Consider the following 13,201-nt stretch of genomic DNA (forward strand, 5'->3'; position numbering starts at 1 on the left):
CGGTTTCTCCGGACTTCGGGAGAAGTCACAGATCGCGGCAATCCGTATTTCCACGGGGTTCACGCCGGTGCGCGGGTGTACCACTTCAGTACCGGTGCCCGCTTTCGGGGGAGCGGGCGCCGGTACCTTCCGCGGGAGTCCGCGGAGGGCTGCCGGGCGGTCCGGCCGGAATGTGGTGACTCCGTTGATTTCCGGGGAGTTCGAGTGAAACGGCATCTTCTCCCGGGGAGCACGTGTAGCCCGAGAGGTGTCATGGCAGGGAACGGTCTCGATGGGCGGGGTGGCATGGGAGAGTTCGGGCGCAGACTGCTGCTGGCAGTCGATGCGGAGGGTTACGGCCGCGCCGACGTGGTGACGCAGCGCGAGTTCCAGGAGGCGATCACGCGGCTGCTGGGCGAGGCCGCCGACGCCGCACGGCTGGACCGCGAGGGGTGGACGACGCAGGTGGGCGGGGACTCCGTGTTCGCGGTCCTGCCCCCGGAGGCCTCCGAGCCCGTCCTGGTCGACGCGTTCATGCGCAGCCTGGACGCCGGCCTGCGGGTCTTCAACCACAACCGGAATCCGCAGGCACGGCTCAGGCTCAGGGCGGCGGTCCACTTCGGCCCTGCCTCGCCGGGTGCCAACGGTTTCGTGGACACGGCCCCGGTCGAGATCGCCCGTATCCGCGACTCCGCGGCACTGCGCACCGCCCTGAAGGAGGCACCGGAGGCCTGCCTGGCCGTCGGGGTGTCGGCGACCGTCTTCCGTGACGTCGTGCGGGGCGAGGCGCACACCACTCTCCGCAAGGACGAGTTCCGGCAGGTGCGGGTCAAGGAGAAGGAGTTCCGGGGGAAGGCCTGGATCTGGGTCCCGGGTGCTGTGGAAGGGCCACGGCGTCCGAAGGGGTCCGCCACTGCTGCCACTGCCACCGCCGCTGCGGACGAGGTGGACGAGGTTTCCGGGAGCGGGCAGCGCCACACGACCGAGGTGCGGGGAAACGTGGTCGCCGGTGAGGTGGCCGGGGAGGCGGTCGGGGTGCGCACCGACCAGCAGTCGGGCAGCTTCAACGGCACCGTCAAGGTCGATCGGGTGGCGTCCACCGGAACAGTGGTCGGGGTGGACATCCGCGGCGCCGGCGGTGAGAAGTGAGCGCCGACCGGGCCGGGAAGGGCCGGGCCTTCGAGGACGTGGTCCGTGCCCGGACGGAGGCGGACTTCGTCGAGCGCGACTGGCTGTACGCCGAGATCGAGCGGGCCCTGGACTCGGAGCGCGGTCAGTACGTCCTGGTGACGGGCGAGCCGGGCGCGGGCAAGACCAGCCTGCTCGCCGGTATGGCGCGTGCCCGTCCCGAACGGCTCCGGTACTTCTTCAGACGGGACAGCCGGACCGCCCTCACCGGAGGTGACACCCAGTCCTTCCTGCTGACCATCGGGCACCAGCTCGCGCGGGTGCGCCCGGAGCTCTTCGACCTGGAGTCCCTCTCCGTGGTGGTCAAGCAGCACATCGACGCCGTCGAGGCCGAGGGCCGCGTGGTCGGGATCAGGATCGAGGACCTGAGGGTGTCGCCGTTCCAGCGCACCGCCACCCTGGAGGTCGAACAGGACATCGAAGACCTGGCGGGCGAGGCCGTCGCCGTCCAGATCGGCACGGCGCACCTGGAGCCCCGCCTGCTGGACCCCGACAACCTCGCGCACCTGGCGCTGATCGGGCCGGCACAGGTACTGGCCGCACAGGATCCCGAGGCCAGGATCGTCATCCTGCTCGACGCGCTGGACGAGATAGCCGACGACGACACCACCGAGCCCAGGAAAGGGCTCCTGCACTGGCTGGCCCGCTCCCCCGAACTGCCCGCCAACGTCCAGGTGGTCATGACCTCCCGGCCGCACTCCGGTCTCCGGCTGTTCCGGGCGGCCCGGGAGGAGCGGCTCACCGAGGTGGTCGTCGACGCGGGCTCACCCCAGGTCGTCAACGACCTGCGCGTCTACGCGGACCGCGTCCTGGAGACGGACGCGGTCATCGCCATGGAACAGGCCAGAGGCCACCTCCCGGGCAGCGCGAAGCGGCACGCGGTCAAGAGGGCCGCCGGCAACTTCCTGTATCTGGCGACGTACGCACGGGCGCTGAACGACGCGGTCGCGGGACAGGACGGCGAACTGGTCGACAGGCTGCTGGTCTTCAGCGGCGTACCGGGCAGTCTCCCCGGGCTGTACGGGTTCTTCGTGGAGCTGGCACGCGAGGAACTCACCCCGTGGCCGAGGCACAGGGCCGGTGAACCGGCCGGCTGGGACGGGGTGGGCCTGCCGGTCATCGGTGTGCTGACGGTGGCGAGAGAGGCGCTGACGGAGGACCAGCTCAGCGCACTGTCCGGCACACCCGTACAGGACGGCCCCGCCCGGAAGGTCCTCGAGAGCCTGCGGTGGCTGCTGGACCGCAGTGACGGCCGGATCGCCTTCTTCCACACCTCGATCAGTGAATTCCTCGCGGGGGAGGAAGCCCGGACGAAGCACCCGGAGTGCTGGGTCGACGAGACCGAGTGGCACGAACAGATCGTGCGGCACTACCGCGGCGCCGCGGCGAACTGGGAGGAGGTGAACTGGACGGAGGTGGACCGCTACGGCCTGGTCCACCTCGTCACCCACCTCCTGAGGGCACGGCCGCGCCGCTTAGAGGAGGCGGTCCACCTGGTCTGCCCCGGTCTGCGGCGGGCTGTCAGAACGGAGTTCGGAGCCCACGGCAGGTTCCTCGAACTCGTCGACAGCGTCGCCCACCACGTCGCGGACAGCGCACCCGTGGGCGCCGGACTGCCCGCGCTGATGTACCTCGGCGTCGTACGCCAGCAGGCCGCCCAGTCCGTCAACGCACTGCCGACACGGGTGATCGGCCTCCTCGCCCGGACGGGCCGCCGCCAGGAGGCCCTGGAGTACGTGGCCGGGATGACGCCCTCGGCACAGCAGTTCACCGCCGTCACGGAGATCCTGAAGTACGCGAATCCCGGCTCCGGCGAGCCCCCGTACGAGGAACTGCTGGACCTCCTGGTCGAGTCCGTGCTGACCATTCCGAGGCACGGCAACGACCACTACCGGGGCATGGATGCGAAGAACGCGGCGGAGACAGCCGCGCTGCTGCTCGCACCGCACGATCTCGAACGCGCACTGCGGCTGTGGCGGCACGGCCGGGAGTGGTCGGAGCGGGCGTCCCGTCCTGAGGAGGAGCCGGACGCCGTGTACCGAGCCGCCGCCGTCGCCGAGCAGGACGTGGACAGGGCCCGTGTCCTCATCGGCAGGATCCGCGGGGACCGTTGGACGGACTACCTGGACCTGGCGGAGCGCGCCGACCCCGGACGGGCCACCGAGCTGCTGTGGGCGGCCGAGAGGTCCTTGGACACCCTCGGGCCGGCGGTACGGGTCCTGGCCCTGTCGAGACTGGCCTCCGCGTGGGCGCCGCACGATCCGGACACCGGCCGGCGGTTCCTCGCCAAGGCGCTCGCGCAGGTATTCGATGCGGGCGACGAAGGGCAGCTCGCCCCCGAGCTGACCGGGGCCGCGAAGGCGTTGAGGAACATCGCCCCCGATGCCGCCCGCCTTCTGCTGGCCCGACTGGACACCGTCGTCGTCAACGGCATCACCGAACGCGCCCTCCTCGACGCTGCCGGCCTGTGGACCCGTTGGGGGTCGCCCGAGCGCGCGCGGGTTCTCGTCGACCGGTGCCTCGCCCGGTCCAGCAGCCCGTGGGCGGAGCTGTCCGCCAGGAAGGCCCTCGGTCAGTCGGACCGGGCGGAGGACCTGCGGCTCATCGAGAAGGTCCATGCCGACATCCCCGAGCCGCCGGCCGATCCGACGGCGTACGGATGGGCGGCGCGGCAGAGGGAGGACGACCTGGGCGGCGTGGTCCGGCGCATGGCCGAGTACGACCTCGCCAGGGCGGCGCAGATGGCCGGAGGCATCGCAGGTTCCTCCACCCGGTACGAGCTGCTCGCCGACATCGCCCACCGCCACCTCGACCGGGGCGAGGCTTCGCAGGCCACCGCGCTCCTGGAGGAGGTACTGAGGAGCGTCGAGCACCCTGCCCCGCTCCGCGGGAGCGGCGGTGCCGGTACGGGCTTCACGACCGCGTCGCCCGAATCGAGTGCGCCGCCCGCCAGGAGCCAACTGGAGAAGGCGAACATCCACGCGGTCATGGGCATGTTCAACCTGAGCCATCATTGGGCCGCCCGCGCGCGTGGGCACTTCTTCCGCGAACCGGTGGACGTGGTCCGCGCTGTCGAGCTGGGGCCGTCAGGCAACACGGCCAGAGCGATCCGGGGTCTCGCGGGGCGGCTGGCGCACCGGGACCTGGACCGGGCGGGCGCTCTCGTACGCGCGATCGCCGATCCCGGAGAACGGGCCATCGGTTTCGCGGAGCTCCACCGGGCCGCGCACGGCCCCGACAGCAGCGACTCCCACCACGGCCCCGAGGCGGACGCGTTCGCCAAGGAGATCGACCGTTCCCTCGACGAACTGCCGCGGCACCGGTGGACGGTCGCCCAGGGCGACGACTCCGAGCGGCACAAGGCGTGGGCCTACGCACGCCCCGACATCCGCGTCCGCTTCGAGCTGGCCGTGCGTGCACTGGGATGCCGGAAGGCGGACATGCAGGGGCTCCAGGGGCTGACCTTCCTGGCCCACGTACAACGGCACGCCATGCTGTCGTGGGCGTCCAAGGTGTTCGCCGCCGACATGATCCGGCGGAAGCGGCCCCATCAGGTCTTCACGGAGACCCATCTGGAGAACCTCGCCGAGAAGCTGGACCAGAGCGATGAGACAAGCCTGAGCAGAGTGGCCGCAGCCGCGTACCAGGAGTTCCGGATCGCACGCGAGGTGCCCGGATACACCTTTCACCCACCGAAGGTACGCATCGATGCCCCGATCTACGCGGCAGCCGTGGACCTGGTGACTCCCGCCCCCGGCGCCGCCTCCCTCAGCCCCTCCTTCACGCGCAGGCTCCGAGGGCTGCTGGACACCGGACCGCTGCCCGCGGCGGCCGGTCTGGTCGCCTTCGCCGCGGAGGCCAGGCCGGAGAACCGGGACGAGATCCGTGCACTGGCCGCCGAGGTCGTCGCGAAAGCCCGTGACGGTTCCGCGACCGGCGTGGACGCGCTGGCCGTCCTGGTGGCATCGCCCGTACTCGGCGACCTGGTGGATCCTGTCGGCCTCCTCCACGAAGCGGAACGCTGCACGTTCGGCTGGCCGGGCGAGCACTGGATTCCCGCCGACGTCGTGGTCCGTCTGTTCCCCGTGCTGCTGGAGCGCGCGCCGGCCGTCGCGCTGCGCAGGTTCTACGGCGTCGTCTCGGCGGACTGGGCCTTCGCCATGGAGCTGCTGGAACGCGGGGCGGACGCCCTGATCGACGCACTGGACACCGACCTGGCCGCCACCTTCGGCTCGGCCATGGCCCGCGCGCTCGCCTGCACCTCGCCTGACGGCACGGCACCCGACGTGGTGGACGGCGTCCGTCTGGACCGACTCGTCGCCACCGGGCGGGCATCATGACGCGCCCCGTCGACCCCGCGGTGGAACAGGCGCACACGGACGTCCTGGACCTGTTCCTCAGCAATCCCGCCGCGGACCCCATCGGGCTGGGAGCGGTGTGCCGCGCGGCCCGGGACCGGCTCGCGCTGCTGCCGGCCCTCGATCCGCACGATCCGCGGACCTGGAGCTCGTACGCCCTGATCACGCGGGATGTACAGACACTCCTCGGCTACCTGCGCGAGGCCGGGGTCCCGAGCAGCGAACCGGAGCGCTTCCGTTCCCTGCTGATCCGCGTCCTCCACTACCTCTACGAAGCCGACCGAGCGGCCCCCGGCGTCCTGCTGGCGGAGATGGTCCACGGTGACTGGGAGGCACGGCTCGGTGAGTCGCACGCCGACACGCTCAAGGCCGCCGAACGACTCGGCGCCTGCCTGCACGCGGGCGGCGACTCGGAACGGTCCCGGCCACTCTTCGAGAGGATCCTCGTCCTGCGGACGAGGATGTTCGGCAGCACCGATCCCTCCACCCTCCTCGCATCCTGCAATCTGGGCGCCTGCCTCAACCAGCTCCAGGACTACGAAGCGGCGTCCGAGCTGAACCGCGTCACCGCACGGCTGTGCGAGCAGCGACTCGGCAAGGACGACGGAACGACCGTCCTGGCCACGGGGAACCTCGCCGGCAGCCTGTTCGGACTCGGCGAGTACCGGAAGGCACTGGCTCTCTACCGGGACATCCACCGGCGGCACCTGCGGGCGTCGGGTGCGGACTCCCTGGCGGCGCTTCGCGCGGAAGCCGACGTCTCCATCGCCCTCCACAAGCTCGGGGACCACGAGGCGGCACGCGCCGTCAACGCGGACCTGCTGCCGAAGTTCGAGCGCGCGGTCGGGAAGGACCACGCGGCCACCGAGCGGACGCGCAGCCGTCTGGAGATGAACCTGCGGGCACTGGGGCGCAAGGAGGAAGCGGACGAGGTCCACGGAGGCATTCCGAACTTCTGAAGGCCCCGGCGGCTACCGCGGCGGGTTGAGCCTGCGGAAGTACGTCCAGCTCGTCTCGTTCGGCTCGCTCCACCTGTCCGGGGCCCGGGCGAACTCCGGCTGGTGGGCGGCGATGTAGGCGCGGGTCCGCTCGGGGACCTCGGCGTACGAGCCGAGCTTGCGGCCCCGGCAGTGGAAGGTGAGCCCGCCGGGCTCCTGGCCGCGGGCCATCCACGGGAGCCACGGGGACATCCGGGTCCACGACATGGTGGCCGGGACGCTCGGAGCCGGGCCGTCCAGGTCGGCCCGGTCGGCGAAGAACTGGAAGAGCTCCAGGGCCTTGTACGTGTCGCCGGCCGAGTGGACGGGGTACTGGGCGACCGGCAGCGGCGAGGGGTAGGCGAGCGGGATCTCCAGGCTGAAGCAGAGCTGTCCGCCGAGCTCGGTCGTCGGGATCGGGAAGGGGCGCCACTTCTGGTTCGCCGGGTCGTTCCAGACGTGCACCACCGGCAGGTCCTGCCAGGTCTCCAGGATCTCGCGGGTGGCGGGGTCCAGGTAGAAAGCCGCCTCGCGGGTGAGCAGCCGGTAGGCGTCGGGCCCGGCTTCGGCGTCCTCGACCAGGCGGGCGACGTTGAGCCCTTCGAAGCCGAAGACGCGCCGGTAGGGCTCGTCGGGGGCCCAGGAGTACACGTCTCCCGACCACCAGTACGTGACCTCCTCGCCGTCGAGCGAGGCGCGGGTGCGGGCGAAGGAGCGGAGCAGCTCTGCGGGTGCCGTCATACGGAGTACTCTGCGCGACATCCGCCCCTGCCGGGCAGGAAACGGCCTCAGCGAAGAAGCCCCGGGCCGTCGGCCCGGGGCTTCTCGACGATGCGCTGCCGCTCTCAGTCTTCTCGCCGCTCCGCGTCCTCCTGCAGGTAGGCGGAGATCATGGCGAGGTCGTCGGCGATGTCCAGCACGCCGTTGACGTCGGTCGTCGGGGTGGAGGCGCCGTTGACGCCCGCGAAGAAGACGTCGAAGCGGCCGTTGCCCTTGTCCAGGTAGCCCGCGATCGTGATGGCGCCGACGGCCAGGCGGTTGTTGAGGGCGTCGAGACCGACGGCGGCGCCGGTCTTGGCGAACACCTTGCCGCGCGCGGGACAGTCGGTGCAGTTCTCCGCCAGCAGGCCGTCCACGCCGAGGATGGGCAGCGCGTTCCGGAAGACCTCGGCCTCGGGGGTGCGGTGCCAGTACGTCAGGAGCTGCACCACGGCCGTGGGCGTGGTCCGGTCGACGGGGTTGCCGCCCCGGCCGTCGAGGAGCTGGATCTGTTTGCGGTCGACGCCCGCGCGGTCCAGGAAGTCGGCCAGCACCGGGAAGCCGTCCATGCAGTCCTGGCTGCCCTTCGCGACGGCCATCAGGCAGATCGCGAGGTTCCCGCCCAGGTTGTGGCTGACCTTGAAGATGAGTTTGGCGTACTGGGAGTAGGGCGGGGAGGTGTACTGGGCGACGCGCGGCCGCCCCTCGTACCCGTCGGGCAGCCGGCCCACCGGGTTGGCTCCCGTCGGGTCGGCGGTGACCCTCACCCCGGCCCGTCCGAGCGCCTCGATCAGCGCGGTGCGTCCGAAGGCCGCCGGGTCGGTGATGGGGGAGACCTTCAGCGCGGGTTCGGAGTCGGCCGCGATCGTGCCGGACAGCTTGATCCGGGTGCCGTTCTCGGAGGTCGTCACCTCGATGTCCGTCGGCTGCCCGGCTGCCACGGTCCTCACCGTCGATGTGACCCGGTACGGGGCGACCTTCGGCCGCCAGTCCAGCCGGGCGGGCGCGCCGGGGCGCGCGCCGGGGGTGGACAGCAGGTCGATGAGGTTGTCGTTGATGATCAGCGGCGTCGGGACGGGGATGAAGACCGGCTCGGGCTGGAAGAGCCGGTTGTCGACGACCACGTTCCCGTTGACGCGGGTGATGCCGGAGCGCCGTACCTGCTGGGCGATCCGGTTGATCCCGGCGAGCGGGTTCTCCGGGGTGAGCGTGGCGCCGGGGAAGTCATTGGCGTACGTGTGGTCGAGGTCGGTGTAGTCGACCGTGCCGTCGGGGCGGGTCCTGCCGCCCATGGTCAGGTCGCCCTGGGCGACGAGGTCGAGATCGCCGTTCAGCGTGCTGCCTCGGCGATCGCCGACCGCGTAGACCGGTGTCCTGAAGCGGTGGTCGCCGCCGAGGGTGTCCCACGCCCCGGAGGTGCCGAACAGCTTGGCCACCGACCCGGGGATGAAGAGCTGGTCGGCGAGCCGGCTGTGGACGACCTGCCCGCTGTCCGGGTCCTGCTGGAGAAGGCCCCACCGGGCGTTGGGGTAGTCCGGCTTCTCCATGATCTCCGTGATCCGCGGGTCGAGCCGGTCGGAACCGTCGTCGTCGGGCGACGAGGCCGCCTGTGCTGCCGCGCTCGACGTCAGGGCCAGGAGCAGCAGGGCACAGCATCCGGCGACCACGCGACGCCTAAAAGATCCGGAATTCTCTGCTCGCACCGCACCACGCACCGTTCGTCTCGGCAGTTTCCTGTCCATGGGCTCAGGTATGGCCCCCGACGAGTGCCGGACACGGGCGGCGCGAACGGTAGTCACCCGAACGGAACGGCGCATTCGTCGAAATGCGCAGCGAACGCCCGGCCGGGGCAGCCGGTCGGCACGGCCGCGGCCGGTTCCGCGCGGACGACGGGACGCCCTGCCCGTCCCGGCGACCTGTGCGGTGGCTCGAGCCGCACACGGGATATTTGCACACGAAAGGCTAGGGTCGCCGGGTGAGCCGAATCGCGAGGAACGCCGAGGGCGCGGGGCCGTTCACGACCCGGTTGACCTGGAGCCTGAGCGATGGAGGCACCGCGGTCTGGGAGTCGCGCCCGGCACGCAAGCGCGGCCTGCTCACCGTGCGGGCCGCAGGCGAGTCGAAGTCCCACTCCCGAAGAGCGGACAGCGGATCGGTCGCCCGTCTGGGCAGGCTGAATGCCATTGCGGCGGGTGCGTTCACGGTCGGTGGGTGCCTGTTCGCCTCGGGGGCCGCGGTGGGTCAGTTCGGCACGGGCGGCCTGACGGGTGCCTGGATCTACTTCGCCGGCGGCCTGTTCTTCAACACGGGCGGCTACGTGTCACTTCTCCAGGCGGTCAACGCTCCCCGCCAGGACGGCGGAACCGGGGCGCTTGCCGCACGGCGCTGGAGATGGTGGAGCTACGAGCCCGGCCGGATCGACTGGCTCAGTACCTTCCTGCTGTTCGCGGGAACGCTCGTGTTCGGGATCAACCTGCTGAGTTCCCTGCTGCAGGGGCTCTCGGTGCAGCAGGTGAACAGGCTGGTCTGGGCCCCGGACATGGTCGGGTGCATCCTGTTCCTCGTCTCGGGGCACCTTGCCCTGGCCGAGGTCTGCCACGGCCGACCGGGCATCCGTGCGCACGACCTCGGCTGGTGGATCGTCGCGGTCAACCAACTCGGATCCGCGCTCTTCCTGGTAGCGGCACTGGCGGACTTCACCCGCCCCGCGACGGGAAGCGTCGTGAACCTCGACATCGCCAACTGGGGCACCCTCACGGGAGCACTCTGCTTCGCCGTCGGAGGGGTGCTCCAGTTCTTCGAGCGCCCCTGATCTCCGACGCGCGGACCGCCCTCCCGCCACGCCTCACCACGCCTCCGTGTCATCGGCCTCCTCCTGCGCGGGCGCCGGCCGTGCCTTCGCACCGGCCTTCGACCGCATCCGCATCGCGAGCAGCGGAAGGACGAGTACGGAGATCATCCCTGCGCCGACCAGCGACGCCGCCTCGTCCGAGCCGAGGAGGTCCTGATCGACGCCGATGGTCGTGATGGCGACGACCAGCGGCAGGCATGTCGAGGCGAACAGCGAAAGGGCCACCCGGTCCGTACGGCCGAGATCCTTCGGGGCGAACACGTACACCGGGCCGCCGCGCACGAACAGGACCAGCAGCAGGAAGACCGGGACCAGCAGCAGCGCTTCCGGGTCGTGCAGCAGGGCGTCCAGGTCGAACTCGATGCCCGTGACCACGTAGAACAGGGGCACGAGGAAGCCGAAGCCCATCGCCTCCACCTTGCCGAGCACCTCCCCGCTGCTCGCGGGAGCCGCACGGTGCAGTACGAGACGGGTGAGGACGCCGGCCGCGAAGGCGCCCAGCAGCACGTCGAGGCCGAAGACCTCGGCGAGGCCCAGCATGCAGGCGAGCAGCAGCATGACGAACCGGACCGCGAACTGGCCGCTGCTGTGCAGGGTCCGTTCGGTCAGCCGGGCGAACCAGGCAGGCCGGGGACGCAGCGCCCAGAACACGGCGACGGCCGTGATCGCCCCGAACGCGGCCAGCAGGGCCGCCGACTCGGCCGGCCGGCGTCCGCTGAGCAGCAGCGCCACGGCGACGACGGGGCCGAACTCGCCGACCGCCCCGAACGCCGACATCACCGTTCCGAACCGGCCGCGGAGCTCCCCGCTGTCCCGCAGCATCGGCAGGACGGTGCCGAGTGCCGTGCTGGTGAGCGCGGTGCCGATGACGAACGCCTCGAAGATGTCACCGCCGCTGATGAGGACGGCCAGTCCGATGCCGAGGGCGAGGGAGACCAGCCAGGACCACATGGAACGGCGCAGGGTGTCGCCCCGGACGGCCGCGAAGTCGATCTCGTACCCGGCGAGGAAGATCAGCATGGCGAGACCGAGGTCGGCGAGCGTGTCGACGACGTCGTCGGGGTGGGCCCAGCCCAGGACATCGGGGCCCATGAGGATGCCGAGGGTGATCTCGAAGATGACCAGGGGAACGCGGATCCGCCGGCCCGTGGCGTGTACGAGGACGGGTGCCAGGACGGCGGCTGCCATGATCAGGACGAGTGTGCCCGGGTGGGTCATGACGCGCCGCCGTGTCGCGGGCTCACGGCGTGACGACGGCGAAGCCGGGGGACATCGTCTCTCCCTTGTCCACGGTGTGCGGAAACCGTCGGCGCACCGGTCGCGCACGCCTCCTGCCACTCTTGCTCGCGTGGCAGGAGGGGACTACCGGATGTAGGCCGTCAGGGGGAACGAAGCGCGCGGACCGTCACACGCGCGGGGTGTGCTCGTCGAGGATGGCCCGCAGCCGGTCGACGCCCCCGGACTCCTGCACGGCCCGCTTGGGCAGGACATCCAGGCACATGATGTTGGGGTCCCGGCTGAGCAGGACGAAGTGGCCGGCCGTCTCCCGGTAGCCCTGGAAGAGGGACCACTTCTGGACCAGTGTGCTGTGGTCGTTGCGGCAGGTGATCCCGTCCGGGGACACCGTGGCGCGGTACTCGCCCTGCCATCCGACGAGCCGCTGCACGTGGGCGGCCTGCAGCCGCGGGTACCCCCACACGACCAGGAGGACGAACAGGAACAGAACCGTCGAGACCACGTCGATACTCCCGCGGCCAACAGCGGAGAGCAGCCACTGCCCTGCCCACAGCGCGAGGAAGACCCAGCGCAGAATCAGCCCGGTCCGCTTGATCCGCTCGCGGACCCGCAGGCCGACCAGTGTGTCGGCAGCCTGTGGCAGGTACGCCAACTGGACCGCGGTCCGTCCTTCCGTCACACCGTCAGAGGCTCCCGTGCTGTTGTCGGTTCCTTCGGTGCTGCCACCCTCGGCCATGATTCCTCCCCCGTACGAAGACCCGCGGATACTACCGTCCGACCGGTGGCGCTCCGGCCTCCGGCGGACAGGGCGGGCCCGGCCGGGCCGGGCCCGCCGCGGGGTCAGGACCTGACGAGAGTGATGTCGGTGCTCTGGAAGGCGGAGACGCTCACCGGGTAGTCACGGTCGTCCGCCCTGGCCAGTCCCCGGAGCACGGCGGCGCCCGGCTGGAAGGAGGCGGTGGGGTCGATGTTGCTGGGGAAGGACGTGGTCCACGGGACCGGGGCGCCGGGCTCGCAGACGACGATCAGGCCCTCGTGGGAGCCGGTCGCCGTCGCACGCTTCTGTGTCTGGTAGGCGCTGACGTTGATGCTGATGCGGGCCGGCTTGTTGCAGGTGGCCGTGCCGCCGACGGTGATCTCACCGGTGCGGGTGGCCACGGTGCCCGTGGTGTCCAGTTGTACGCCGATGGCGAGTTCCGCGGGCGGCTCGGGCATACGGGCATGGAGCTCACCGCGCACGGGCAGGGTGGATCCGCTGCAGTACCGCTCGAACGTGGCGTCGACCTCACGGATGTAGCCGTGGGGACCGTAGACGATGTGCGAGACGGTGAAGGAGCCGGTGCCGCTCTCGCAGTACCTGTCGGTCACGCTGAACTGCAGCTTGGGGTCCTCCGGTTGGGCCTCGGGCCAACTGAGGGCGTTGGAATAGGTCGTGCCGGCGGTCAGCTTCTGGCCGTACGGCGCTTCCATGGACAGGGCCCAGCGCTCGCCCTCGGGCGTGACGACCGTGGCGCCCACCGCGGACTCCGAGGTCGGCCCGGAGATGTCGAACATCTCCGTCGTCTCCGGGGTGTAGGAGTAGGACTGTCCGCCGGAAATGTACTCTCCCGGCTCGCCGCTGAAGCTGAGCGATCCCGTCACCGCTTCATGGGCCTGCGCCGTGCCTGCAAGAGGGGCCACCGTCGCCGCCAGTGCGAAAGCCGCTGTGAGTACGGTCGCCGCGCGGGCAACGCTACGACCCAGCGCGCTGCTTCTCATCATGATGCTCCCTCGTAGGAACCCGCCACATGGGCGGACTGCCATACCCAGCGCATCCCACCTGCGAAACGTCACCGGCAGGACCGCCAACCCAA

General features: G+C 70.8%; 9 protein-coding genes. 4 read left to right on the forward strand and 5 right to left on the reverse strand.

Annotation, left to right across the window (positions count from 1 at the left end; genetic code table 11):
* The first annotated feature begins 252 nt into the window (after nt 1-252).
* Genes OG257_RS20360 through OG257_RS20370 form a run of 3 tightly spaced genes read left to right on the forward strand, consistent with a single transcriptional unit; the run spans nt 253 to nt 6,484 of the window.
* Nucleotides 253-1,128 carry a hypothetical protein gene (locus OG257_RS20360; protein ID WP_329209416.1) on the forward strand — a complete coding sequence of 292 codons (876 nt, stop codon included), beginning with the start codon at nt 253-255 and terminating at the stop codon, nt 1,126-1,128.
* Nucleotides 1,125-5,507: an ATP-binding protein gene (locus OG257_RS20365; protein WP_329209418.1), complete on the forward strand. Its 4,383-nt coding sequence runs from the start codon at nt 1,125-1,127 to the stop codon at nt 5,505-5,507. Before OG257_RS20360 ends, OG257_RS20365 begins: the two co-directional genes overlap by 4 nt.
* Nucleotides 5,504-6,484: a tetratricopeptide repeat protein gene (locus OG257_RS20370; RefSeq protein WP_329209419.1), complete on the forward strand. Its 981-nt coding sequence runs from the start codon at nt 5,504-5,506 to the stop codon at nt 6,482-6,484. Before OG257_RS20365 ends, OG257_RS20370 begins: the two co-directional genes overlap by 4 nt.
* Nucleotides 6,485-6,496: 12 nt before the next feature.
* Here the strand turns inward: OG257_RS20370 and OG257_RS20375 are convergent, their stop codons facing one another.
* Together OG257_RS20375 and dacB are read right to left on the reverse strand one after the other, a co-directional pair.
* A complete protein-coding gene (locus tag OG257_RS20375) occupies nt 6,497-7,243 on the reverse strand; it encodes a DUF1838 family protein (RefSeq protein ID WP_329209421.1) in 747 nt (248 codons plus the stop codon).
* A 104-nt stretch (nt 7,244-7,347) separates the two neighbouring features.
* Nucleotides 7,348-8,928, reverse strand: a complete 1,581-nt coding sequence (gene dacB / locus OG257_RS20380) for a D-alanyl-D-alanine carboxypeptidase/D-alanyl-D-alanine endopeptidase (RefSeq protein WP_329209422.1) — start codon at nt 8,926-8,928, stop codon at nt 7,348-7,350.
* 308 nt (nt 8,929-9,236) lie between these two features.
* Here dacB and OG257_RS20385 point away from each other — a divergent pair, with 308 nt between their 5' ends.
* Nucleotides 9,237-10,073 carry a hypothetical protein gene (locus tag OG257_RS20385; RefSeq protein ID WP_329209423.1) on the forward strand — a complete coding sequence of 279 codons (837 nt, stop codon included), beginning with the start codon at nt 9,237-9,239 and terminating at the stop codon, nt 10,071-10,073.
* A 33-nt stretch (nt 10,074-10,106) separates the two neighbouring features.
* Here OG257_RS20385 and OG257_RS20390 read toward each other — a convergent pair whose 3' ends face one another.
* The 3 genes from OG257_RS20390 to OG257_RS20400 all read right to left on the reverse strand — a co-directional run bounded on the left by OG257_RS20390 (nt 10,107) and on the right by OG257_RS20400 (nt 13,109).
* Entirely contained in the window at nt 10,107-11,330 is a 1,224-nt protein-coding gene (locus tag OG257_RS20390; protein ID WP_329209425.1) for a cation:proton antiporter, read from the reverse strand.
* A 187-nt stretch (nt 11,331-11,517) separates the two neighbouring features.
* Nucleotides 11,518-12,084 (reverse strand): YcxB family protein, encoded by a 567-nt coding sequence (locus OG257_RS20395; RefSeq protein ID WP_329209427.1) that lies wholly within the window; start codon nt 12,082-12,084, stop codon nt 11,518-11,520.
* Nucleotides 12,085-12,188: 104 nt separating this feature from the next.
* Nucleotides 12,189-13,109: a hypothetical protein gene (locus tag OG257_RS20400; RefSeq protein ID WP_329209429.1), complete on the reverse strand. Its 921-nt coding sequence runs from the start codon at nt 13,107-13,109 to the stop codon at nt 12,189-12,191.
* Nucleotides 13,110-13,201 lie beyond the last annotated feature (92 nt).

This window comes from Streptomyces sp. NBC_00683 (genome assembly GCF_036226745.1).
Classification (GTDB): Bacteria; Actinomycetota; Actinomycetes; order Streptomycetales; family Streptomycetaceae; genus Streptomyces.